Genomic DNA, 24,770 nt, shown 5'->3' with positions numbered 1-24,770 from the left:
ATACCGCCGTCGGCCCAATCCGGCCAACGGGCGATGGTCCAATTTCATTTCAAGGAGAAGAAGATGCACAAATGGCTATATGCCCTGCCCCTGCTGGCACTGGTATGGGGACATCAGGCCAAGGCGGCCGATGTCGAGGCGGGCAAGGCGAAGGCGGTGGTGTGCGCTGCCTGCCATGGCATCGATGGCAAGGCCAGTGTCGCCAGCTACCCGCATCTGGCGGGTCAGAACGCAGCTTATCTCGCCAAACAGATGGAGGCGTTTCGCGATGGCGATCGCAAGGAACCCTTGATGGCACCCTTCATGGCCATGCTCAGCGATGCGGATATCGACAACCTCGCCGCCTACTACGCCAGCTTGAAGTGACCTTGTGCGCCCGGTAGACGGGCGCCTCATCCCTGCCGCTATATCAATCAGACCCGGCACTTTTGCGGTCGATTACGCTGCGCTAATCGACCCTAGCGCCGGCAGTAGTCGATGATCAGATCCATGAAGGCCTCGCCGAAGCGCTCCAGCTTGCGCTGGCCGACCCCATTGACCGCCAGTAGCTCCATCTCGGTCATCGGCATGAGCTGGGCCATCTCTACCAAGGTGGCATCGTTGAACACCACGTAGGGCGGCACCTCCTCCTGTTCGGCGATCTGCTTGCGCAGGCCGCGCAGCTCCTTGAAGAGCCGCTTGTCGTAGTTAGCGCTGTCGAGCAGGCCATTGCGCTTCTCCTTGCGGCTGGAGATCGGCTGCAGCCGTGGCACCGCCAGCGCCAGCCTCACCTCGCCGCGCAGCACGGGGCGAGCCGCCTCGGTCAGCTGCAACACCAGGTTGCGGGTGATGTTCTGAGTCAGCAGCCCCTTGTGGATCAGCTGGCGAATGACGCTCATCCAGTATTCGTGGCTCTGATCCTTGCCGATGCCATAGGTCGACAGCTTGTCATGACCATGATCCTTGATGCGCTGGTTGAGCGACCCTCTGAGCACCTCCACCACATAGCCTACCCCGAAGGCCTGACCCACTCGCCAGACGCAGGAGAGCGCCTTCTGGGCATCCTCGCTGCCATCGTAGCTCTGGGGAGGATCCAGGCAGATGTCGCAGTTGCCACACGGCTTGTCGTTGTACTCGCTGAAATAGTTGAGCAGCACCTGACGGCGGCAAGTCTGGGCCTCGGCGAAGGCCGCCATCACGTTGAGCTTGTATTGCTCCACCTGTAACTGCTGGGGATTCTCGATGTTGTCGAGCAGGCGCCGTACCCGGCCAATGTCGGCGGGATCATAGAGCAGCAGCGCCTCGGCTGGCGTGCCATCGCGCCCGGCCCGGCCCGTCTCCTGATAATAAGATTCGATGTTCTTGGGCACGTCGTAGTGCACCACGAAACGCACATTGGGCTTGTCGATACCCATGCCGAATGCCACCGTCGCCACCACTATCTCGACGTCATCCTTGAGGAAGTCTTCCTGGGTGCGCTGGCGCTGTTCCAGGGGCAGGCCGGCATGATAGGGGGCCGCCTTGCTGCCGTGACGCACCAGGCGCTCGGCCACCTCCTCCACCCGGTTGCGACTGGAGCAGTACACAATGCCGCAGTTGCCCTTCTGGCCCTGGACGTAACGCAGTAGCTGCTCCGCCGCCTTGAACTTCTCCACCAGGCTGTAGCGGATGTTGGGTCTGTCAAAGCTGGCGGTGTGAACGAAGGGATCCTGCAACTCGAGGCGATGCAGTATGTCGCGCCGGGTCGCCTCATCGGCGGTGGCGGTGAGCGCCACAACGGGGACATGGGGGAACCACTGCTTGAGTCGGCCAAGGGCTGCGTACTCCGGGCGAAAATCATGCCCCCACTGGGAGACGCAGTGGGCCTCGTCGATAGCGAACAGGCCCAGGGGTTGCTCGGCCAGACGGTCCATGAATTCGTGCTGCAGCAACCGCTCGGGGGAGACATAGACAATCTTGATCTCGCCCCGGCGCATGGCGGCAAAGTGCTGGATCAGCTCTTCCCGGCTCAGCGCCGAGTTGATGTAGGCAGCCGCCACCCCGTTCGCTCTCAGGCTATCGACCTGATCCTTCATCAGGGAGATGAGGGGAGAGACGACCACCCCCAGCCCGGGTCGCAGCAGCGCCGGGATCTGGTAACAGAGGGATTTTCCACCGCCGGTGGGCTTGAGCACCAGACCGTCACGCCCCGCGATGATCTGTTCGATGATCTCCTGCTGGCCCGGCCGAAATTGCTGGTAGCCGAATACCGCCTGCAACAGGCTGAGGGGAGTCTCTGGCGGAGAATCGGGCAGGGTATCGGCGATGGCGGTCATGGTCTCTCCTCTGGGGGCGCCATTCTAAAGCAGCGGGCCCCCACAATAAACCTGCCATTGCGGATGTTAATGTCTTGTTGCAGACTGGCTGGAGTTTTTACTCGGCTTGTGCAGGGATGGATAGATGAAAGAGATGATGAAGAAGATGGCGCTAAGTGGCATTGCCACACTGTTCGCCGAGCAGATGCCATTCAACCAGCTGCTGGGCATCCGGGTGACCCACTATGACTTCGAGCGGGTCGAGCTGCGGATAGGCATGGAGGGGAAACTGGTCGGCAACCCCTTCCACAACATATTGCACGGGGGTGTCACCGCCAGCCTGCTCGATGTGGCGGGGGGCATGATAGTGGCCGCCTCCTGCCTCGACGAGCTGGAGGATTTCTCCCCCAGCTATCTCAAGGAGCGCTTCTCCCGTCTCGGCACCATAGACCTGCGAGTCGACTACCTGCGCCCTGGCCGGGGCACCGAGTTCATTGCCACCGCCCACATCATCCGATCCGGCAGCAAGGTGGCGGTTGCCCGCATGGAGCTGCACAACGAAGAGGGGACTCATATCGCCTTCGGCACCGGTACCTATCTGGTTGGTTAAACGCCTCGATTGCATAAAAACAGCGATGTTAATCCATTTTTAATCATTAGATTCCCCTCCCCCTCATCGTCATCGGGTCCATACTGGAAGTCGGGATTGTCATGCAGAAGGGAGAAGGAGATGAGTGCGAGTCTGGCAGTTGCATCACCCAGTGTCTTGTTGCAGCAACTTGAATCCATGTGCAATGAGGTGCAGACACCCGAGTGTCGCCACTGGCTGGAACAGGAGCTTCAGGGCTATGCCCCGGATGCTCAACTGCCCTGGTACCGCATAGTCCCCTGTCGGCAACGTGGTCACTTTCTGGATCTGAACACAGGACGCTATCTGACTTGCCATATCGGCAGTCAAACGCTTTGCCAACGCGATTTGGCCAACGTTCAGTTCATTTATGCCCGCGCCCCTGCCGCTCAGTATTTACTGCATCCCAGTTCCGGTATAGAGCCTTGGCCCGTCGATCTCAAGGAGCAATACCAAGCCTTGCTGATCCCTGGTCACCTCTGTCTGCAAGCCTGGCACGAGCCCGTTTCTTCGTTGCGGATGAGGCTGATGGAAGGCATTGAACACTTCATCAGCGAGTATCCCAAACACGCGGCTCTGCAACCACAACACAGCTTCAAGGCGTTGCAGCACAGCCACTGGCATATCTGAGTGAGCGCCTGGCGCGCAAGGAGGGCACCATAGACAAGACCCATAGCGAACTAGTGAAAATCTGAAAGATCACGGGATCTACCACAGGTCTCACCCAGGGCCACCAAGCGGTGGCCCGACTTTTTGTGCGCGCCACCCACGGCTGAATGCAGCACCACTCTCAGTGGGGCAACTGGCGCAATGCCATGACCCGAACGGAAAACTGCTGGATGTCAGAATGCGAAAAGGCCGCTCTATTGAGCGGCCTTTTCTAAAAATGGTCGGTGTGAGAGGATTCGAACCTCCGACCCCTTCGTCCCGAACGAAGTGCGCTACCAAGCTGCGCTACACACCGATGTCTGCGGGGCGAGAATTTACCTAATGCCCGCACAAGGCACAAGTCTTTTTTCAGTTAACGCCTAAAAAAGCCGTGGTTAGTTCAACTCTTGGGCTATCGGCGCCAAGCGTCGAAAATCCCGCCCAGTCGGGACAGCCCAGCCACCTGAGCCATCGCCTTTGCCCATCTTCATACCACCGGGCGAAAAGCTGCCGGCCCCATCAGACGACGGCTCCAGTCCGCGACAGTGCCGTGTTCCAACCAGTGCGCCGCATGTTGCCGCCAACCCGGCGACAGGGCCGGGGTCTCGGTGAGCAGCAGCAGATCATCTTCATTGCGCACCTGATTGAAGAGGATGTCGGCACAACGTTTCACGCTTAAGGCAGGATAGGGGCTATCCACCAGGATCAGCTCGGCATCCGGCGCTATCACCCCCTCCTCCAACACCCGCAGCAGCCAGCCACAGCGGCCACTGAGCTGCATCACCTGGGAGACCTGGGCCTGGGCATAACCAAAGCGCAGATTGAGCTTGAAGCAGGGGGAGCGCGGCTGGCTGATCTGGATGAGTGCCTCACCGAGCCGATAGACATCACCGATGCAAGCAGCGGTTTCGGTCAGGCCGAGCCCGGAGAGGTTTTCACCAAAGGCCGCTGGCTGCCAGGGAGTGCCGGGCTCGGGCAGTGCCATGGCCTGTTGCCAGGTCTGCCACCAGGCATAATGTTCCGCGGGGTAGTAGTGCAGGGCGCGCTCTATGCCGCCATGATGGCGAGTCTCGGTCTGCTCGTCTCCGCTCAGCCCCTGCAAGGAGCAGAAGATGGCATCAGTGACGACTGACTTGTGAATGGCGCTGACCAGACCGGGGGCCAGTTCGGCACCAGATCCAGTGAAGAGGGAAATCCGCATTCTCATCCTCCTGATTGACGAGAGAATGCGGATGTTATCAGACTCAGGTCACCGACTGCATCTGCAGCATCTGGGAGATTTCCGCCCGGCGCCGCTTCTCGGCACGGGCCATCAGGAACCAGCTGGCGAAGGTGAAGATGGAGACGGAGAGCAATATCAGGCTCGCCACCGCGTTGATCTCCGGCTTGACCCCCAGACGCACCGCGGAGAATACCTCCATCGGCAGGGTGGTAGAGCCAGGTCCGGAGACGAAGCTGGCGAGCACCAGGTCATCCAGCGACAGGGCGAATGACATCATGCCACCGGCGGCCAGCGAGGGGGCAATCATGGGGATGGTGATCAGGAAGAACACCTTCCAGGGCTTGGCCCCCAGATCCATGGCCGCCTCCTCGATGGAGAGATCCAGCTCTCTCAACCGTGCCGACACCACCACGGCCACATAGGCGGTACAGAAGGTGGTGTGGGCGATCCAGATAGTCACCATGCCCCGCTCGGCGGGCCAGCCCACCAGCTGCGCCATGGCCACGAACAGCAACAGCAATGACAGGCCCGTGATCACCTCCGGCATGACCAGGGGTGCCGTGACCATGCCGCCAAACAGGGTGCGTCCCTTGAAATTGGCGATCCGGGTCAGCACGAAGGCCGCCAGGGTGCCCAATGCTACCGCGGCGATGGCAGTGTAGAAGGCGATCTCGAGAGAACGCATCACGGCCGTCATCAACTGGGTATTTTCGAGCAGCCCAAAATACCACTTCAGGGACCAGCCCCCCCAGACCGTCACCAACTTGGAGGCGTTGAAGGAGTAGATCACCATGATGACCATGGGCAGGTAGATAAACAGCAAGCCGAGCACCAGCATCAGGCTGGGAAAATTGATGCGCTTCATGCCTTGCCCTCCAGCTCTTTGGCCTGGTTACGGTTGAACAGAATGATGGGGATGATCAACACCACCAGCATGACCACAGCCAGGGCCGAGGCGACGGGCCAGTCGCGGTTGTTGAAGAACTCCTGCCACATCACCTTGCCTATCATCAGGGTCTCGGGACCGCCGAGCAGTTCGGGGATGACGAACTCACCCACCACCGGAATGAACACCAGCATGCAGCCAGCGATGATGCCGTTCTTGGAGAGCGGTACCGTGATCTTCCAGAAGCTGTTGGTGTCGCTCGACCCCAGATCGGCCGCGGCTTCCAGCAGGCTCATGTCATGCTTCACCAGGTTGGCATAGAGCGGCAAAATCATGAACGGCAGATAGGAGTAAACCACGCCTATATAGACCGCCAGGTTGGTATTGAGGATCTGGATCGGCTCACTGATGAGCCCCATGTTCAGCAAGAAGCCATTGAGCAGGCCATTGTTGCTGAGAATGCCCATCCAGGCATACACCCGGATCAGGATGGCCGTCCAGGTCGGCATCATGATCAGCAGCAGCAGCACCGTCTGATTCTCCTTGCTGGCCCGGGCGATGGCATAGGCCATGGGATAACCGATCAGCAGGCAGATCAGGGTGCTGAAGAACGCCATCTTGAGGGAGCCCAGATAGGCCGCCAGATAGAGATCATCATCGCCGAGCAGCACATAGTTGCCCAGATTCAGCAATATGGTCAGCTGATCATCGGCCCAGCTCACCACGTCTGTGTAAGGAGGAATGGCCACGTCCGCTTCGGCGAAGCTTATCTTCACCACTATGATGAAGGGCAGCAGGAAGAAGAGGAACAGCCAGAAGAAGGGGATGCCGATCACCAGCTGGCGGCCCCCCAACCGCTTGAGTCGTCTCAGTGGGGTCATGATTGCAATACCACGCCGCTGTCATCTTCCCAGTAGAGGAACACCTGGTCATCCCAGGTCGGCCGCTTGCCGTGACGTTCGGCATTGGCGATGAAGGCCTGCACAATTTTGCCCGAGGGCAGCTGGATGTGATAAACGGAGTGGCCGCCCAGATAGGCGATGTCGTACACCTGTCCTGTGGTCCAGTTGAAGTCGGGATGCTCCAGCTCACTCGGTTTCTGAGTGCTCATCAGCAGCTTCTCCGGACGCAAGGCGTAGGAGACCTTCTTGTTCTCGGCGCGGGAGCTGATGCCGTGCCCCACATAGATGGGCTGCTCCAGATCCGCACAGGCGATGATGGCGTGGTCCTGCTCATCCGCCACCAGCAAGCCATCGAACAGATTGACGTTGCCGATGAACTCGCACACCTGCCGACTGACCGGGGTCTCGTAGATATCTTTCGGGCTGCCAATCTGCTCGATGCAGCCCAGGTGCATGATGGCGATACGCTCGGCCATGGTCATGGCCTCTTCCTGATCATGGGTCACCATGACGCAGGTCACCCCGACCCGCTCGATGATCTCCACCAGCTCGAGCTGCATCTGCGAACGCAACTTCTTGTCCAGTGCCCCCATGGGCTCATCGAGCAGCAACAGCTTGGGGCGCTTGGCCAGGGAACGGGCCAGGGCAACCCGCTGGCGCTGACCACCTGAGAGCTGATGGGGTTTGCGCTTGGCATACTGACTCATCTGCACCAGCTTGAGCATCTCCTCCACCCGGGCGTCGATCTCGGCCTTGGCCAGACCGTCCTGCTTGAGGCCGAAGGCGATGTTCTGGGCCACCGACATGTGCGGGAACAGGGCGTAGGACTGGAACATCATGTTGATCGGACGCTCATAGGGCGGCATGTCGGTGATGTCGACCCCATCGAGGAAGAGCCGTCCCTCACTCGGACGCTCGAAGCCTGCCAGCATCCGCAACAGGGTGGATTTCCCCGAGCCGGAGCCGCCAAGCAGGGCAAAGATCTCGCCCTTGTTGATGGTCAGCGAGACGTTGTCGACCGCCAGGGTCTCATCGAACTGCTTGCTGATCCTGTCTATTTTTACCAGCACCTCTTTGGGTTGCTGGCTGCCCTCGAGGGCTTTCTTATAGGCGCTGGAGGCTATTGCCATTACCACTCACTCCCGACTTGAAATAGTGACCGGAGGGTCAATCCATAAAAACAACTGGCGCCCAAGCGGGCGCCAAGGTTAGGTCCCGGACTTGATTTTGGTCCAACTCCGGGTCATCAGGCGCTGTACTGTGCGGGGATGTGCCTCCTGCACATAGAGCCGCTTCAGCACATCCTGGGGGGGGTACACAGACGGGTTGTCACGGACGCTCTCATCCATGAAGGGTCCCGCCTTGGCATTGGGGTTGGCGTAGCCCACATAATCGCTCACCTTGGCTATCGCCTCCGGGGTAAGCAGATAATTGATCAGGGCATGGGCCTCTTTCACATTGCTGGCATCGGTGGGGATCGCCAGCATGTCGAACCAGAGGTTGCCGCCCTCCTTGGGAATGCTGTAGGCGATATTGATGCCCTTGCCTGCTTCCTCGGCCCGCGCGGCCGCCTGCAACACATCCCCCGAGAAACCGGCGGCGACACAGATGTTGCCGTTGGCGAGATCGGAGATGTACTTGGAAGAGTGGAAGTAGGTGACGTAGGGGCGTACCGCCAGCAGCTTCTGTTCCGCCAGCTTGATGTCGGCGGGATCGTGACTGTTGGGATCCTTGCCAAGGTAATTGAGCACGGCCGGGATCATCTCATCGGCAGAATCGAGGAAAGCCACCCCGCAATGGGTCAGCTTCTTGATGTTTTCCGGCTCGAAGAGCATCCCCCAGGAGTCTATCTTGTCGACCCCCAGCGCCTGCTTCACCTTGTCAACGTTATAACCAATGCCATTGGTGCCCCACAGATAAGGGATCGCATAGAAGTGACCCGGATCCGCCTTCTCAAGCTGATGCATCAGAGTCGGTTCCAGATTGACCATATTGGGCAGCAGGGACTTGTCCAGTTTCTGGAAAGCACCAGCCTTTATCTGTTTGGCGAGGAAATTGTTGGACGGCACCACCAGATCGTAACCGGTGCGCCCTGTCAGCAGTTTGCCTTCCAGGGTTTCGTTGGAATCAAACACGTCATAGACGGTCTCGATGCCTGTCGCCTTCTGGAAATCACTGAGGGTGGTCTCACCGATATAGTCAGACCAGTTGTAAAAATGCACCACCGGCTGGGCCAGTGCTGCGTTTGCCAACCCCAGTGTCAGGGTCATCGTCATTATCTTGGAAATGTGCACGTCTTAACTCCTTTATGTCCTTGGAAGAGAGGTTCCGCATCCATACGGTCGTCTGCCCACCTTGCGTGGGAACCCTCCCGGCCAAACGGCAGACCGGGAGGGGTATTGCGGTTATTTGCCGGACTTTATCTTGGTCCAGCTGCGGGTCATGACACGCTGCACCTTGGCGGGAAGATCCGGGAAGGTGTAGATCTTCGCCAGGGTCTCGTCGCTCGGATAGATACCCGGATCGTTGCGGATCTCGGCGGACACCAGTGGCACTGAGGCCTTGTTGCCGCTCGGATAGCTGACCGCGTCGGAGATCTTGGCGATCACCTCGGGCTTCATCAGGTAGTTGAGGAACACATGGGCGGACTCGACGTTCTTGGCATCGGCCGGGATGGCCAGCATGTCAAAGAAGCTGCCTGCCCCCTCTTTCGGGATGACATAGGTCAGATTGACGCCATTCTTGGCTTCGATCGCCCGGGACTTGGATTGCTGCAGGTCACCCGAGTAGCCGACGGCCACACAGATATTGCCGTTGGCCAGATCCGAGATGTACTTGGAGGAGTGGAAATAGGCGGTATAAGGGCGAATGGAGAGGAACAGCTCCTCGGCCTTCTTCAGCTCTTTCGGATCCTGGCTGTCTGGCTTGAAGCCCAGGTATTTCAGGGCAGCCGGCAGCATCTCGGTCGGTGAATCCAGGAAGGAGACACCACACTCTTTCAGCTTGGCCATGTTCTCTGGCTTGAACACCAGATCCCAGGAATCGACTGGCGCATCCGTCCCCAGGGCCGCCTTCACCTTGTCGATGTTGTAGGCGTAGCCGATGGTGCCCCACAGATAGGGGATCGAGTACAGATTACCCGGGTCGCTCGGCTCCAGCGCCTTGAGCAAGGAGGTGTCCAGATTCTGCCAGTTCGGCAACTTGGTCTTATCCAGCTTCTGGAATACGCCCGCCTTGATCTGCTTGGCCAGGAAAGGGTTGGACGGCACGACCACGTCGTAGCCGGAGCTCCCTGCCAGCAGCTTGGCTTCCAGCACTTCATTACTGTCAAACACGTCATAGACGACCTTGATGCCCGTCTCTTTCTGGAAGTCTTCCAGGGTGGTGGGCCCTATGTAGTCGCTCCAGTTATAGACATGCAGCACCTTGTCATCGGCCATGGCACCGGCACTGAACAGACCCAGCGCCATGGAGGCGGCCAGCATTCCTGTTTTGAAAGACATCATCCTTGTCTCCTAAGCAAATGTATGCGCACGGCAATCGGGCCAGGGCTCGATTAACCTGCCAGCCTCTCTGCCGTCAGATCTAAACTGCGCCTGGCCAAATTGACCAATTCATCAACCTGTTCCTCGGTGATCACCAAGGGGGGCGATATGATCATGGTATCGCCGACAGCCCTCATCACCAAGCCATTGTTAAAGCAGAACTCCCGGCACGTCATGCCCGCATTGGCCGAGGCCGGGAAGCGGGCATTTGTCCCCTTGTCCTGCACTATTTCCAGCGCAGCCACCAAGCCCTTGCCCCGGGTTTCCCCGACGATGGGATGATCGGCCAGTTCGCGCCAGCGACGCTGCAAATAGGGGCCGATATTATCATGTACCCGCTTAACTATGCTTTCACTTTGCATAAGCTGGATGTTGGCAATGGCCACGGCGCAGGCGACCGGATGGCCCGAGTAGGTGAAGCCATGATTGAACTCACCGCCCTGCTCGATCAATACCTTGGCGACCCTGTCGCCGACCATGACGGCCCCCATGGGCAGATAGCCGGAGGTGATGCCCTTGGCCAGACACATGAGATCGGGTTTGATGCCAAAGTCCTCACTGGCAAACCAGTGTCCGGTCCGACCGAAGCCGCAGATCACCTCGTCGGCGATGAGCAAGATGCCGTACTTGTCGCAGATGCGCTGGATCTCGGGCCAGTAGCTGTCAGGGGGAATGATGACGCCACCAGCACCCTGAATGGGTTCGCCGATGAAGGCCGCCACCTTCTCCACCCCCAGCGCCAGGATCTTCTCTTCCAGCTGACGGGCCCGGGCCAGGCCGAAGTCATGGGGCGTCATGCCCTGACCCTCACCGAAGTGATAGGGCTGATCGATATGCACTATGCCCGGGATCGGCAAACCGCCCTGGGCATGCATGCCCGACATGCCCCCCAGGCTGGCACCGGCCACGGTGGAGCCGTGATAGGCGTTATGACGGCTGATGATCACCTGCTTGTCCGGTTGCCCCAGGCTCGCCCAATAGTGGCGCACCATGCGCAGCACGGTGTCGTTGCACTCAGACCCTGAGCCGGTGAAGAAGACACGATTGAGGTGGGCCGGCGTCACCTCGGCCAACAGGGTGGCAAGCTGCACCGCTGGCGGGTGGCTGGTCTGGAAGAAGAGGTTGTAATAAGGCAACTGCTGCATCTGCCGGGTGGCCGCGTCCACCAGCTCCTGACGGCCATAGCCCATGTTGACGCACCAGAGACCCGCCATGCCATCGAGGATCTTGTGCCCCTCTGAGTCTTCGAGATAGACCCCTTGCGCCCCGGTGATGATGCGGCTGCCCTTCTGGTTCAGGGCCTGGAAATGGGTAAAGGGGTGCAGATGGTGGCTGGCGTCTTGTTGCTGCCACGCTTTGGTATTCGACATGAATTGCTCCTCGGTTCCTTCGATATGAGCGGGGGAGACCCTGTCGGCCTCCCCTGATGTGGGGCTAGACGTTCAGCAGCAGGAACTCACGCTCCCAACGACTGATCACCCCGAAGTAGGTCTCGTACTCCTTGCGCTTGACCGCCACGAAGGCCTCAACAAAGCGCTCACCCAGCATCTCCTTGATGGGTTCACACTGTTCCAGGTGGCTCAGAGCCTCCTCCAGAGTACGTGGCAGGCTATAGGGCAGGTCGTAGGCGCTGCTCTTCATCTCGGGCAGGGGCATGAGCTTCTCCTGCATGCCGAGATAGCCACAGGCCAGGGTCGCGGCCAGCGCCAGATAAGGGTTGGCGTCAGCGCCGGCGAAACGGTTCTCAACCCGACGGCCACTGGTCTCGGAATAAGGCACGCGCAGGCCGCAGGTGCGGTTCTCCACCCCCCACTGCACGTTGCGTGGCGCACTCTCACCGAACGTCAGACGGCGGTAGGAGTTGACGTTCGGTGCCAGCAACGCCGTCACTGCAGGCGTGTATTTCTGCAAGCCGGCGATGAAGTGCAGGAACAATTCGGTGTTGCCGCCATTCTCAGTGCCAAACAGGTTGCGCCCTTCGCTATCGACCAGGCTCTGGTGGATGTGCATGGCCGACCCCGGCTCGTCGCTCATCGGCTTGGCCATGAAGGTGGCGTAGATGCCGTGACGGTGCGCGGCCTCACGCATGGTGCGCTTGAACAGGAACACCTGATCGGCCAACTCGATGGCATCCCCATGGAGGAAGTTGATCTCCATCTGGGCGGCACCGGACTCGTGGACCAGGGTATCGACCTCCAGATTCTGGGCCTCGCAGTAGTCGTACATGTCCTCGAAGATGGGATCGAACTCGTTGACCGCATCGATACTGAATGACTGGCGAGCCGTCTCCGGGCGGCCATTGCGGCCCACCGGCGGCACCAGGGGGTAGTCAGGATCTTCGTTGCGCTTGACCAGATAGAACTCCAGTTCGGGCGCGACCACGGGTTTCCAGCCCTGCTTGTCGAAGCAGGAGAGCACCCGGCGCAATACGGAGCGTGGCGCTATGTCGATCAGGTTGCCGCTGGTGTCGAAACAGTCGTGGATCACCTGGGCGGTGGGTTCCAGCGCCCAGGGCACGAAACGTATGGTGTTGGGATCGGGGAAGAGGTGCATGTCCCGCTCCAGCGGGTCTATCATGCTGTCGTCATCCGGGTAATCCCCGGTCACTGTCTGGATGAAAATAACTTCGGGCAGGCGCATGCCACCCTCACGCAGAAACTTGCTGGCCGGAATGATCTTTCCCCGGGCGTTGCCGGTGAAATCCGGTATCAGGCATTCCACTTCCGTGATTCGGTTGGCATCCATCCAACCCTTGATACTGTCCATGTTAAACCCCGACTTGACGGTTGTCATTGGCAGGGGTGTCTAATATATGGAACACCCCTGTTGCAGATATGTAATCTCCGACTCCATAAAAGCCCGCCGTTATGGCGTCTGTCAAGCAGGTCTGTTTAAAAAACAATAAATAACCGTCTGGATAATGACCAGTTCGATGCGAAATACTAAACACTCACAGGAAGCAAACCTCAGGCGCCACCCCGTGCCGACAAGGATCGTCGTAGCGACTCGTGCTCAGTCAGAACCCGTCCTCTCCCCACCGATTATTTGCAAAGGCGCACACTCTTCGCTCACCGAGCTTTGCTTGCTGCCGTTTTTTTGGTACAAGGCCCGCCCTGATTTGCACGCTTTTCATCAGGATCAGTGGTAAATCGAGGACACAGGGCTTGGACTGCGCGCAGACCGCCCCCATAACTACGGAAAATTGGGTTAGTAACTGACTGGTAAACCTTATGTGTGATTTCATGACAAAAGACCAACTGGCCTACTACAAGGGACAGATGGAGGCGCAAATTGCAGAACTCGAAGAGCGCCTCAACTCCCAGGCCAGCCAGGCCATCGCCACCGATACCAACGAGATGGCTGATGAAATTGACCGGGCCAGCATCGAAGAGGCCCGCCGCCTGGAGCTCAACCGTATCGAGCACGACAAGTTGCACCTGCGCAAGCTGAGGGCAGCCATCCGTCGCATCAACGAGGGCGACTTCGGCTACTGCGAGTCCTGCGGCGACGAGATCTCTCTCAAGCGCCTGCAGGCCCGCCCGGAATCCCGTTACTGCGTTGAATGCCAGAGCACCAAGGAATTCAACGACACTCACGTATTCCGCCGCGTCGCTTGATATATGCCCGGCCCAGGTCATGCACCGGGGCCGGGTTGTTTTCTCTCCTTGCCATCCGTCACCCGTCACCCGTCACCAACCAGCGAGCGCTCCACACGAGGCGATAGCACTTTATTCTGTTAGACTCCGGACAGTTTCCCAGACTCTTCAGGAGAGCAGACAGTGAAATGGCTCATCACCCTGTGTCTGTGCCTGCCCTTGCTGGCTCAGGCGCAAGATCTCGTGGTCAAGATCCCCAAGCGTCCCGTCAACCACCTAGACAGTGACTATCAGCTCAAGCTGCTGGATCTGGCCCTGCGCCACTCGGGGCAAGCATTCAAGATAGAGCAGGTCGATGTCGACTTGAACCAGTTCACCCTGCAACAGCAGCTCAAAACCGGCAAAACCATCAATCTGTTCTGGATGGGCACCTCCAGCGCCCTGGAGTCTGCCATGTTGGCGGTGCCTGTGCCGCTGTTTCGCGGCCTGGAGGGGCTGAGACTCTCCTTCATCCATGAGAAGGATCAGGAGAAGTTCAGCCAGATAGAGACGTTGGAGCAGCTCAAGAAGATGAGAGCCGCCCAAGGCATCGGCTGGTCCGACAACAAGATCTATCAGGCGGCAGGCATCCCCACCTACATGACCCGCTTCACCAATCTATTCCGCCTGATGAATGACGGCGGCCGACTCGACTTCTTCCCGCGCAATATTGTGGAGATCTTCGCCGAACAGCGGGAATTGGCGAGCCAATATCCGAATCTGGTAGTAGAGCAGCACCTGCTGATCCGCTACCCCTTCGCCGAGTTCTTCTTCGTCAGTCCTCAATACCCCAAACTGGCCAAGGCCCTCACCCAGGGGCTGGAGTCCGCCTACGCCGATGGCAGCTTCATGCGCTTTTTCCGGGAGAACCCGGCCATTCGCACCGCCCTGGCCAGCGCCAATCTGGCCGGTCGCACCACCATCAAGCTGGCCAACCCGGACATGACCCCCTTGCTGCGCACTATTCCGGCCCAGTATTGGGATTATCCCCCCAGCCAGGGTCAGTAACGACCGCTGCCCATCCGTTATTGATGCCGATATGGAGAGACCCATGCGTTTCCTGAACACTCTGCTCACCGCCGTCCTGCTGCTCCCCGCCCTGGCCCATGGCAAGGCCGATACGGTCGGCGAGGTGAGCACCGCCTTCAAGCTGCTCGGACCCAATTACAAGATAGTGATCGAGGCCTTCGATGACCCGGACATTGCCGGCGTCACCTGCTATCTGGCTCGTCCCAAGACGGGGGGCGTCAAGGGCGGACTGGGTCTGGCCGAGGATCCCTCCCACGCCTCCCTCTCTTGCCATCAGACCGGCCCCATTGCCGTACCGGACCAGCTGAAACAGGGGGAGGAGGTGTTCGACGTCAACACCTCGCTGGTGTTCAAGGAGCAAAAAGTGGTGCGCTTCTTCGACAAGAAGCGGGGCAGCCTGGTCTATCTCACCTACAGCACCAAGCTGATTGACGGCTCCTACAAGAGCGCGGTCAGCGCCGTGCCCATCATGCCCTGGGGATAGCGTGCCGCTGCCCGGGTGATCCCCGGGCGCCAAACCCGATCGTTGCACAGAATGTGGAGTTGCAGATGTACCAGACCGTATTGGTAACAGGCGCCACCAGCGGCATAGGCTATGCCCTGGTGGAAGAGTTGACCCGGCAGGGTTACCGGGTCTTTGCCACCGGACGCAACCAGGAGGCCCTGACCCGCCTCAAGCGGGAGACCGGCTGCCTGGGGGAGACGGCGGATCTCGCCGATCCGGTCGCCCTGCTCGCCCTCTACGCCAGCGCCGAGCAGGCCCTTGGCCCCATAGACGTGCTGATCAACAACGCCGGCATGAATAGCCGCAAGGCCCCCCTGGTGGACACCACCTTGGAGGAGTTTGACCAGCAATACGCCATCAACCTGCGCGCCCCGTATCTGCTGGCACGGGAGGCGCTCAAGTCGATGCAGCCCCGCGGCCAGGGTTATCTCATCAACGTGGTGAGCACGGTCGCCAAGCGCAGCAGTGAAACCATGGGGGTCTACACCGCCATGAAGCAAGGTTTCGCTGGCTTGAGTCAGGTGATGATGAAGGAGGCCCAGCCCCATGGCATCAAGGTCACCACCCTCTACCCGGGGGGCACAGATACCAGCTTTCGTGCCCAGGCCAGGCCGCAATACATGCAGCCCGCCAGTGTGGCACGCACCCTGGTGCAACTGCTCTCACTGCCAGACGATGTGGTGATGCACGAGATGACCTTCCGCCCACAGGTGGAGCTGGAGTAAATCAGCGTGGCCGATTTCCGAGGCGGCGCAACCCCAACAGTCTGGTTGGTTTTCATCAAAACAACCCCAAGCTCTCGTCACCATGGTGAGTCGGCAGCGGTTTCAGGTGCCGTGCTCGCCTCCTTGTTGTAAATTAACCACATAACCCAAGTTGGAGATTCAACGATGCGCGTCGCCCTGTTCAGTACCAAGAGTTACGACAAGGAACACTTCCACCAGGCCAACAGCCAGTATGGCTTCGAGCTGGAGTTCTTCGATGTGCGGTTGGAAACCAAGACGGCGCGCCTTGCCCATGGTTTCCCCGTGGTCTGCCTGTTCGTCAACGATGACGCCGACCGGGAGGTGCTGACCGAGCTGGCCGCCAACGGCACTAAGGTGATCGCCCTGCGCTGCGCCGGTTACAACAACGTGGATCTGGCCGCCGCCAAGGAGCTGGGGCTGAAAGTGGTGCGGGTGCCTGCCTACTCCCCCGAGGCGGTCGCCGAGCACGCCGTCGGCCTGATGATGACCCTCAACCGCCGCATCCATAAGGCCTACCAGCGCACCCGCGACGCCAACTTCTCTCTGGAAGGCCTGGTCGGCTTCAACATGCACGGCCGTACCGCCGGCATCATAGGCACCGGCAAGATCGGCATCGCCACCCTGCGCATCCTCAAGGGCTTCGGCATGCGCCTGCTGGTCAGCGATCCCTACCCGAACCAGGCGGCCATCGATCTGGGCGCCGAGTACGTGGACATCGACACCCTGCTGCGCCAGTCCGACGTCATCAGCCTGCACTGCCCCCTGTTCAAGGAGAACTACCACCTGCTGAACAAGGAGGCCTTCGCCAAGATGAAGGACGGGGTGATGATCATCAACACCAGCCGGGGCGGCCTGCTCGACTCCAACGCCGCCATCGAGGCCCTCAAGACCTCCCGCATCGGCGCCCTGGGGCTGGACGTCTACGAGGAAGAGGAAGATCTCTTCTTCGAAGACAAGTCCAACGAGGTGATCACCGATGACGTGTTCCGCCGCCTCTCCGCCTGCCACAACGTGCTGTTCACCGGCCACCAGGCCTTCCTGACCCGCGAAGCCCTGCACGCCATCGCCGACACCACCCTCGGCAACATCCAGGCCATCGAGAGCCAGGGCCGCAGCGACAACGAGGTCGAGTCCTGAGGCAGGCCGCCCCGGCACGTCCCTCAGGGTCGACACCACTCTCGGCAACATCCAGGCCATAGCACAGAGCGGGAGCTGCCCCAACGAGGTTGATGTCTGAGGCAAGCCGCCCCGGCACGTCCCTCAGGGCCGCCACCACCCTCGGAACATCCAGGCTATCTGTCAGGATGGACGCAGCGACAACGAGGTCGAGTCCTGAGGCAGGCCGCCCCGGCTCGCCTCTGGCAGGCGAGCACCACTCTTTCTAATATCCAGCGCCGACTTGTGAGAGTCGGCGCAATTCGTTAGGCTGTCCGGCCCCTTTTTAGACAGGAGCCCGCCGCCCATGATTATCGGATTCGATTACGGCACATCCAACTGCGCCGTCGCCGTGATGGAGCAAGGCAGCCCCAGACTGTTGTCCCTCGGCGCCTCCCACTACCTGCCCTCTACCCTGCACGCTCCGCACCGGGATGCCATCGCCGGTCTGCTCGCCGAAGGGCTCTCTCCGACGCAGCAACAAAGCTACCTCAAGCTGCGCGGCCCTGTGGTGCAGCGTGCCCAGTCGGTACGCCGCCAGATGCGGGACGAGGGACTGATCGACGAACTCAGCTTCGGTGGCGCAGCCCTGGAGCGCTATCTGGAAGCCCCGGATGAGGGCTACTACATCAAGTCGCCCAAGTCCTTCCTCGGTGCCTACGGCCTCAAACCGCCACAGATAGCGCTGTTTGAAGACATCGTCTGCGCCATGATGCTGCACGTGCGCCAAGAGGCGGAGCAGCAGCTCGGCCAGCCGGTGCGCAGCGCCGTGATCGGTCGCCCGGTCAACTTCCAGGGACTGGCAGGGGAGGAGAGCAACCGCCAGGCCATCGCCATCCTCAGCGAGGCCGCCAGACTGGCGGGCTTCGAGCAGGTGGAATTCCTCTACGAACCCGTGGCCGCCGGCTTCGAGTTCGAGGCTCGCCTCAGCGAGGATGCCGTGGTGCTGGTAGTGGATATCGGCGGTGGTACCACCGACTGTTCCATGCTGCGCATGGGCCCCGGCTATCGAGACAGGCTGGATCGCAGCAGCGATCTGCTCGGCCACAGCGGTCAGCGCATCGGCGGCAACGACTTCGATATCCGCCTCACCGTCGAGGGCATGATGCCCCTGCTCGGCATGCATGAGACCCTCAAGACCGGCAAGCCGCTGCCCCATCCGCTGTTCTGGGATGCGGCCGCCATCAATGACGTCAGCGCCCAGAGCCGCTTCTACAGCCTGGAGACGGCGCGCTCCCTGCAAGAGCTGCAGCTCGACAGCCAGCCGGATAGCAAGCTGGGACGCCTCACGCGACTGCGGGCCCACAAACTCAGCCACCAGCTGGTCTGGCGCGCCGAGCAGGGCAAAATCAGCCTCTCGGATCAGACACACTGCCAGCAGCCACTCACCGAGCTGGAGCGGGATTTGCACGCCGAACTGACCCGGGATCAGCTGGCCGCGGCGGCCGCCCCCTTGCTGGAGAAGATCGGGGAGTTGATGGACGAAGCCATTGCCGCCGCCGGGGTCATGCCGGATCGCGTCTTCGTCACTGGCGGCAGCGCCCGCTCCCCCCTCATCAAGACCTACATCAACGCCAAGCTGCCCGCTATCCCGGTAGATGGCGGCGACGACTTCGGCTCGGTCGCCTCCGGCCTGGCCCGTTACGCCGAGCGGCTGTTTGGCTCTTGACCCAGCTGGAGTTCAGGCCCATAGCGGCAAAAAAGCGGCGACCTCAGGGTCGCCGCATCTATTTCCGGGCAGTGGCGTCTGGCTTGGCCGCTATCGGCACCCATCCAGTCATGAGAGGCTCCCAGGTCGTCTCGGGGCGACAGAAGCGGTCGGGGGAGCGCCCTGCGCCCCTGCCCCCACCCTCTCCCTGACGCTATCCTTAGGGCACTTATTAGCGGAGCCCTCCCATGTACAGATTTTTGCTGCTGGTGCTCGCCCTGCTCCTGCTCGGCGGTTGCAGCTCGGCCCCCCAACTGAGCCGCCAGGACCTCATGCACCACCACTGGGTGCTGGACAAGCTGGATGATCAACCCATCACAGTGCCTGCTCGCAACAGGCCGGATCTCGAGATAGGCGAACACTTCACCGTCAACGGCATCGCCGGTTGCAACCGCTACTTCGGTCAGGGTCGCCTCAAGGGCGATCGGCTGAAGGTCACCAACCTCGGCAGCACCAGCATGGCCTGCCTGGCCCCCCTCGACACCATAGAGCAGGCCGTGCTCGACACCCTGCAACAGGGCGCCACCCTGGAGGGCGACACCCAGCGGCTGATCCTGCAGGGAAAACGACATCGTCTGGAATACAAGTTGCGCGACTGGGTCTACTAAACCCGGGCTCCTCCACGCTGGAGGGCGACACCCAGCGGTTGATCCTGCAGGGAAAACGACATCGTCTGGAATACACGTTGCGCGACTGGGTCTACTAAACCCGGGCTCCTCGACCCAAGGCCACCACAAACAGGAGCACGGCCACGGCCGCTCTGTCGCGCAATAATGGACAGCGCATCAGGAACAAGGCCACAGTATGTGGCACAATATGGGCAGTGCACGCAACGGAGGCGGCCCCCATGTCGATGGATCACCTGTTTGACAAGATTAAACAACTGCCCACCATACCCCAGCTGCTTCACGAACTGATGCAGAGCTTCGGGGATGAAAATGCCCAGATCGACAAGATAGCCGCCAAGATCGCCATGGACCAGGTGATCAGCGTCAAGGTACTTCGCCTCGCCAACTCCGCCGCCCTGTGCCGGGGCAAAGAGGTCACCTCCATCGAGCAGGCCGTGATCCGGCTCGGCTTCAACCGCTTGCGCTCCCTGGTCGTGGCGTCCAGCATCATTGGCAGCTTCAAGGCCCCCCCCAGCTTCGACAAGCACCGCTTCTGGACCGAGACCTTTCAGGTCGCCACCATAGCCCGCATCCTGGCCCAGCAAGCCAAGGAGATGGATCCCGAGACCGCCTTCACCTGCGCCCTCATCCACAACATTGGGGAGCTGCTGATCCAGAGTGCCCTGCCCGAAGAGGCGGAGCTTATCCATCTGGCGGTGCAGCAGGGCAGCAGCCGGGTCGATGCCCAACGCGAGATGCTCGGCTACGACTATGCCCAGCTCGGCGCCGAGCTGGCCCGGCGCTGGCAGCTGGCGCCCGCCTTCGTGGTCGCCATCGACCAGCAACTCGACCCCCTTGCCCATCAACCGGTCAGCCGCGATGCCCTGCTGATCCGGCTGGCGGTATTCGTCTCCTTCGCCTGGCATGCCGGCGTCCCGGCCCAGACCATCATAGCCCGCTTCCCGACCCCGCTGGCCAAGCCCCTGGGGCTGGATATCAGCCAGTTGGCGGCGCAGCTTGAGACGCTCCATGAGCAGGGCAACGCCCTCGCCGAACTCCTGACCCAGTGAGCCTATGACCCAAGATATCCCGTTTCTGTTTCACCCTCAGGCGGCCCCCTGGTTTCAGGAAGGGCCCGATTCCCTGCTGCTGACCCTGTTCTGCGAGCAAACCGCCCCCATTCGCGAGGTCTGGCTGCGCCACGAGCCGGATAACGAGGAGTATCTGCTGCCCATGGCTCAGGTTGCGAGCCGGGACAGGTTGAAAATATGGCAGGTCAGACTGCCTCTGACGCAGGGGCAGGATCTGCAGCTCTACTGCTTCAAGTGCCTGACCGACGAGGGCCAGTGGTGGCTGCACGGCGCCGGGACAAGCCCTTCGGTGCCGCCCCGCGAGCAGCATTTTCGCTACAACAGCCGCCACCAGCCGCCAACCTGGGTGCAGGATCAGGTGTTCTACCAGATCTTCCCCGACCGGTTCTGCAACGGCGATCCCGCCTTGAGCGTGCGTCATCACGAGTATGAGTACGGCGGCAAGGCGGTGATCAGCAAGGCCTGGGGCGAGCCGGTCAGCCAGCAGGGTGAAGGCACCGCCAGCTGCGAGTTCTATGGCGGCGACCTGGCGGGGATAGACGCCAAGCTGCACTACCTGCACTCCCTCGGGGTGACCGCGCTCTATCTCAACCCCATTTTCGCCTCGCCGAGCAATCACAAGTACGACACCCAGGACTACTACAGCGTCGACCCCCATCTGGGCAGCAACGAGCGGTTGGCCGAACTGACCCGCAACCTGCGCCAGCGCGGCATGCGCATCATCCTGGACGCCGTGGTCAACCACACCTCGACCCAGCACCCCTGGTTCTGCCCGCCCCAGGGGGCCATGGGTAATCCGGACTCGGCGTTTCGCAAGTTCTATACCTTCGATCAGGAGGGGGACTATGTGAGCTGGAAGGGGATCCGCAGCCTGCCCAAGCTGGATTTTGCCAGCGAGCAGGTGCAGGACGCCGTCTATCGCGCCGAAGACGCCATCTTGCGCCATTGGATGCGGCCGCCCTACCAGATAGATGGCTGGCGCTTCGACGTCATCCACATGCTGGGGGAGCGCGGCACCGCCGAGGGCAATCCAGGCCATGTCCGCGCCATCCGCCATACCCTCAAGCAGGAGAATCCCGACGCCTATGTGCTTGGCGAGCACTTCTTCGAGGCGAGCCAGTGGCTGCAGGGGGATCAGGAGGACGGCGCCATGAACTACTACGGCTTCGCCCACCCGATCCGCGCCTTCCTGGCCGGGCAGGATATCGCCTATCACCCCATCAAGATCAGCGCCGCCGAGCTGGACACCTGGCTCAAACTGGCCCGGGCCCATGTCCCCTTCAAGAACCAGCTCGCCCAGTTCAACCTGCTGGACAGCCATGACACCGCGCGCTTCCTGCATCTGCTCGGTGAAGACAGAGCACGGATGATGCTGGCCGCCACCCTGCTGCTCACCTACATTGGCACGCCCAGCATCTACTACGGCGACGAAGTGGGCCTCTCCGGCGGCAATGACCCCGACTGCCGCCGCTGCTTCCCCTGGGACAGCACGGACTGGGATCATGTGCTGCACGATCACTATCGCCGCCTGATCCAGCTGCGCCGCCAGCGTCCCGCCCTGCGACGGGGCGACATCCAGACCCTCTACGCCGGCCCTCACAGCTATGTGTTCGCCCGCACCCTGCAAAGCGATCAGGTGGTGGTGGCCTGCAACCGCCACCCGAGCGAGCCGCGTACCATCCGCCTGCCCCTGTGGCAGACAGCCAGCCCCGCCAGCCGCTTCACCGACGCCTTCAACGGCGACAAGTTCGAGGTGATACAGGGCCAGCTGCACCTGACCATACCGGCCAATTCTGCCCGGGTGCTGCTCTCCAGCTAGTCAGTCCGGCGGGGCCAGACCCGGACATGGACCATCAAAAAACCGGAGCCTGGGCTCCGGTTTTTTTTGTGGGGTGACACAGGGCTCAGTAGTTGATGCTGACGTAGCTCACCTCGGGGACCTGCCACTCCTGCTTGAGGAAGACGGTCAGCACGAAGAAGAAGTTGGCGAGCAGGTTGGCAAAGCGCGGCAAGATGGGATCGTACGAGACACCGCTCTCTTCGAGGCGCACCAGCAGGCGCACCACCTTCTTGCTGGCACAGCGGCACAGATGCAGGGCCGGGATCGGCTGGGGGCCGCGGGGCAGCACGAAGCCGGTCACCCGGCCACGGCTGGCCTCGTTGTAGAAATCGTAACGCGCCTTGAGCCAGGCTATGTCCTCCTCGAAGATGCCGAGCCGACCGCGTACCGAGCCGTTGAGGTTGTAGATAAGCCGCTGCAGCTGGTCGAGATCCGCAAACACGGCGGCCTCTCCCTCGTTGCGCTCCCCGGGCAGCATGGCCATGACCCCCCCGACCTGACAGCAGAGTTCATCGGTCGCTATCTCGTAGTCGCACTGGAACTGGGTCTCGTAGATGAAGGGGTAGCAGAGCTCGCGGATGTCTTTCGGGCGCTTGTGGCTGCGTTGGCGCGCGGATTGCTGCACAGGTTGCCGCTCTGAAGGGGCCGCACCCGGCTCATCCTGGGCCGGGTTGGATTCTGACTGCTGGTCCATGACATTCTCACTCACGGGAAAAGTCGCAGTGTGCCAGCCCGGCGCGCCCCAGGCAAACCGGCGCGCCCGGCTCTCTCATCAGAGCCTCAGGTGGTGCCCAATAGTCGATAGGCGTTGAGCAAACGCTGATTAACAGCCATGAAGCTGGCCCCCCAGACTCCCTCACCAAAGCCTCAGGCGGTGCCTAAGAGTCGATAGGCGCTGAGCAGACGCTGATTAGCGGCCATGAAGCTGCCCCCTGACGCCCTCATCAAAGCCTCAGGTGGTGCCCAATAGTCGATAGGCGTTGAGCAGACGCTGGTTGGTGTCGATGAAGCTGGCCTCCTGGCTGGCATCGTCCCCGCGCGCCGCCAGCACGGTCGGCGTCAGCGCCTGCTGCTGACGCTCCGGCAACAGGGCATCGGCCTGTTGCTGCCAGCCCGCCAGCCTGGGCAGATAGTCCGCCAGGGGAGCCAGACTCTGCTGCAGGGCACTGCTGCCCTGATAACTCTGGCTGAGGCGGCTCGACTGCTTGAGACGCAGGGAGTAGGCCACCAGCTGGCCGTCATCCAGCCCGGGCAGCTGGGCCGGATCCAGACTCTGACCCAGCTTGCCGTTGAAGAAATGGTCCGCCAGGGAGTCGAGTCCCTTGACCAGATCGCCGATGGCGGCAAGCTCGGCATCCCCCAGATCCCCTTCGAGGGAGAAGCTGAAGTTCTGACTCAACTTGAGGCTGAACTGGCTGGCATTGCCCTGCTCCTGGGACTTGAGCTGCCAGCTGTCGTTGAAGCGCAGCATCACCCTGTCCCCATCCCGGGTCTCTATCTCCAGGGTGCCCTGCTGGCGATCGGCCATCTCGGCCGCCTTCATATCCACATTTGACACTTCCCCGAAGAACGCTTGCTCGAACTGATCCAGCCCGTCCTGGATCAGCTTGTAGCTCTGATCGATGCCGGTCTTGATATCTTCGTTGTCGGTCGCCTTGTCACCCAGCTGCTGGCGAGCATCGGCAAAGCCCATGTTCACCCCCTTGCGGGCCTGGGCCATCATGTCCGCAAGGGCCTCGTCGGACTTGCCATCGGCCCGCGCCGCGCCGAGTCGGCCGGTCACGAATTGCAGCACGTTGTCGGCCACCGCCTGGAAGTCGAACAGAGTCTCCGGGGTGATCTCTTTTACCGGCTCGACCCTGGGTGCCTGATAGCCCTTGCCGTTGACCTGAAGATGGAACTGCAACGCCTGCTGCACCAGTCCCTGCGCCCAGCGCGGTGCCCGGTTCAGGATCACCTCGTCATCACTGAGCCTGCTGCTGGCGTCGCTCGCAGGAGCATTGGCCAACGCCTTGCCCGGTGTCTCGCCGGCCTTGCCATGGCGCGCCTCATCGGTGCGTACCTCGCCACTCATCCGTCTGGGCTGACCCGCCCCCATGCCATCCATCTGCATCATGACTTCCTCATACAATCCCCGTTAGCAGCTTATCGGCCAGGACGACCGCTTCTTGACCACAAAAATGATCTCGCCCTCCTCTGCGGATCCCTCCTGCCATCGAGCAGGCAAAGGGGGGATTTAGCGACCATAAGGTCGCACTCCCCGCAGCGCTCCCCATCTTCATCCTGCGGAATAAACTGACCGGCTACTTATTGACCATAAAAAACTGGACAATCTGCGGCTGACTTTTA

23 protein-coding genes and 1 tRNA gene are annotated in these 24,770 nt (G+C 60.9%); 12 read left to right on the top strand and 12 right to left on the bottom strand.

Annotated elements, in window-relative coordinates:
- Positions 1-63 precede the first annotated feature (63 nt).
- Positions 64-366 carry a c-type cytochrome gene (locus tag BN1130_RS13300; RefSeq protein ID WP_042042549.1) on the top strand — a complete coding sequence of 101 codons (303 nt, stop codon included), beginning with the start codon at positions 64-66 and terminating at the stop codon, positions 364-366.
- A gap of 92 nt (positions 367-458) precedes the next feature.
- Here the strand turns inward: BN1130_RS13300 and recQ are convergent, their stop codons facing one another.
- Positions 459-2,294: an ATP-dependent DNA helicase RecQ gene (recQ, locus tag BN1130_RS13295; RefSeq protein WP_042042548.1), complete on the bottom strand. Its 1,836-nt coding sequence runs from the start codon at positions 2,292-2,294 to the stop codon at positions 459-461.
- Positions 2,295-2,418: 124 nt separating this feature from the next.
- Here recQ and BN1130_RS13290 point away from each other — a divergent pair, with 124 nt between their 5' ends.
- Together BN1130_RS13290 and BN1130_RS13285 are read left to right on the top strand one after the other, a co-directional pair.
- Entirely contained in the window at positions 2,419-2,883 is a 465-nt protein-coding gene (locus BN1130_RS13290; RefSeq protein ID WP_042042547.1) for a thioesterase family protein, read from the top strand.
- A 120-nt stretch (positions 2,884-3,003) separates the two neighbouring features.
- Entirely contained in the window at positions 3,004-3,531 is a 528-nt protein-coding gene (locus tag BN1130_RS13285; RefSeq protein ID WP_042042546.1) for an AbiTii domain-containing protein, read from the top strand.
- Between the two features lie 257 nt (positions 3,532-3,788).
- Here BN1130_RS13285 and BN1130_RS13280 read toward each other — a convergent pair.
- From BN1130_RS13280 to BN1130_RS13240, 9 genes are all read right to left on the bottom strand, one after another.
- A tRNA-Pro gene (locus BN1130_RS13280) sits at positions 3,789-3,865 on the bottom strand.
- Positions 3,866-4,036: 171 nt separating this feature from the next.
- Positions 4,037-4,750, bottom strand: coding sequence for an MOSC domain-containing protein (locus tag BN1130_RS13275; RefSeq protein WP_042042545.1), 714 nt, complete (start codon positions 4,748-4,750; stop codon positions 4,037-4,039).
- A 43-nt stretch (positions 4,751-4,793) separates the two neighbouring features.
- The gene (locus tag BN1130_RS13270; RefSeq protein ID WP_042042543.1) at positions 4,794-5,636 is read right to left on the bottom strand and encodes an ABC transporter permease subunit; all 843 of its coding nucleotides are present in this window, start codon (positions 5,634-5,636) and stop codon (positions 4,794-4,796) included.
- Positions 5,633-6,538 (bottom strand): ABC transporter permease subunit, encoded by a 906-nt coding sequence (locus tag BN1130_RS13265; RefSeq protein ID WP_042042541.1) that lies wholly within the window; start codon positions 6,536-6,538, stop codon positions 5,633-5,635. Before BN1130_RS13265 ends, BN1130_RS13270 begins: the two co-directional genes overlap by 4 nt.
- Positions 6,535-7,689 carry a polyamine ABC transporter ATP-binding protein gene (potA, locus tag BN1130_RS13260; protein ID WP_042042539.1) on the bottom strand — a complete coding sequence of 385 codons (1,155 nt, stop codon included), beginning with the start codon at positions 7,687-7,689 and terminating at the stop codon, positions 6,535-6,537. Before potA ends, BN1130_RS13265 begins: the two co-directional genes overlap by 4 nt.
- Positions 7,690-7,767: 78 nt before the next feature.
- Positions 7,768-8,829 (bottom strand): polyamine ABC transporter substrate-binding protein, encoded by a 1,062-nt coding sequence (locus tag BN1130_RS13255; RefSeq protein WP_232301987.1) that lies wholly within the window; start codon positions 8,827-8,829, stop codon positions 7,768-7,770.
- A 135-nt stretch (positions 8,830-8,964) separates the two neighbouring features.
- Positions 8,965-10,062, bottom strand: a complete 1,098-nt coding sequence (locus BN1130_RS13250) for an extracellular solute-binding protein (RefSeq protein ID WP_084218214.1) — start codon at positions 10,060-10,062, stop codon at positions 8,965-8,967.
- Between the two features lie 53 nt (positions 10,063-10,115).
- Entirely contained in the window at positions 10,116-11,474 is a 1,359-nt protein-coding gene (locus BN1130_RS13245) for an aspartate aminotransferase family protein (RefSeq protein ID WP_042042534.1), read from the bottom strand.
- Between the two features lie 64 nt (positions 11,475-11,538).
- Complete coding sequence (locus BN1130_RS13240; RefSeq protein WP_042042533.1) at positions 11,539-12,870, bottom strand: glutamine synthetase family protein; 1,332 nt, start codon at positions 12,868-12,870, stop codon at positions 11,539-11,541.
- A gap of 464 nt (positions 12,871-13,334) precedes the next feature.
- Here BN1130_RS13240 and BN1130_RS13235 point away from each other — a divergent pair, with 464 nt between their 5' ends.
- From BN1130_RS13235 to malZ, 9 genes are all read left to right on the top strand, one after another.
- Entirely contained in the window at positions 13,335-13,721 is a 387-nt protein-coding gene (locus BN1130_RS13235) for a TraR/DksA family transcriptional regulator (protein ID WP_005890616.1), read from the top strand.
- Between the two features lie 162 nt (positions 13,722-13,883).
- Positions 13,884-14,747, top strand: a complete 864-nt coding sequence (locus BN1130_RS13230; protein WP_042042532.1) for a hypothetical protein — start codon at positions 13,884-13,886, stop codon at positions 14,745-14,747.
- A 43-nt stretch (positions 14,748-14,790) separates the two neighbouring features.
- A complete protein-coding gene (locus tag BN1130_RS13225; RefSeq protein ID WP_198135284.1) occupies positions 14,791-15,252 on the top strand; it encodes a CreA family protein in 462 nt (153 codons plus the stop codon).
- 65 nt (positions 15,253-15,317) lie between these two features.
- Entirely contained in the window at positions 15,318-15,998 is a 681-nt protein-coding gene (locus BN1130_RS13220; protein ID WP_042042530.1) for an SDR family oxidoreductase, read from the top strand.
- 165 nt (positions 15,999-16,163) lie between these two features.
- A complete protein-coding gene (locus BN1130_RS13215) occupies positions 16,164-17,156 on the top strand; it encodes a 2-hydroxyacid dehydrogenase (protein ID WP_042042529.1) in 993 nt (330 codons plus the stop codon).
- 325 nt (positions 17,157-17,481) lie between these two features.
- Positions 17,482-18,843 carry a molecular chaperone gene (gene yegD, locus BN1130_RS13210; protein ID WP_042042528.1) on the top strand — a complete coding sequence of 454 codons (1,362 nt, stop codon included), beginning with the start codon at positions 17,482-17,484 and terminating at the stop codon, positions 18,841-18,843.
- Positions 18,844-19,070: 227 nt separating this feature from the next.
- The gene (locus BN1130_RS13205; protein WP_042042527.1) at positions 19,071-19,490 is read left to right on the top strand and encodes an META domain-containing protein; all 420 of its coding nucleotides are present in this window, start codon (positions 19,071-19,073) and stop codon (positions 19,488-19,490) included.
- Positions 19,491-19,729: 239 nt separating this feature from the next.
- Positions 19,730-20,560 carry an HDOD domain-containing protein gene (locus tag BN1130_RS13200; protein ID WP_042042526.1) on the top strand — a complete coding sequence of 277 codons (831 nt, stop codon included), beginning with the start codon at positions 19,730-19,732 and terminating at the stop codon, positions 20,558-20,560.
- A gap of 4 nt (positions 20,561-20,564) precedes the next feature.
- Entirely contained in the window at positions 20,565-22,400 is a 1,836-nt protein-coding gene (gene malZ, locus BN1130_RS13195; protein WP_042042525.1) for a maltodextrin glucosidase, read from the top strand.
- Positions 22,401-22,485: 85 nt separating this feature from the next.
- Here malZ and BN1130_RS13190 read toward each other — a convergent pair whose 3' ends face one another.
- Together BN1130_RS13190 and BN1130_RS13185 are read right to left on the bottom strand one after the other, a co-directional pair.
- On the bottom strand, positions 22,486-23,115 hold the full coding sequence (locus BN1130_RS13190) for a cobalamin adenosyltransferase family protein (protein ID WP_232301984.1): 630 nt from the start codon (positions 23,113-23,115) through the stop codon (positions 22,486-22,488).
- A 258-nt stretch (positions 23,116-23,373) separates the two neighbouring features.
- Positions 23,374-24,534, bottom strand: coding sequence for a DUF5610 domain-containing protein (locus tag BN1130_RS13185; RefSeq protein WP_042042666.1), 1,161 nt, complete (start codon positions 24,532-24,534; stop codon positions 23,374-23,376).
- Positions 24,535-24,770 lie beyond the last annotated feature (236 nt).

Origin of the sequence: Aeromonas rivuli, assembly GCF_000820045.1 — a bacterium.
GTDB lineage: Bacteria > Pseudomonadota > Gammaproteobacteria > Enterobacterales > Aeromonadaceae > Aeromonas > Aeromonas rivuli.
The sequence above is the reverse complement of the archived record's forward strand: the minus strand, read 5'-3'. Positions and strand labels throughout refer to the sequence as shown.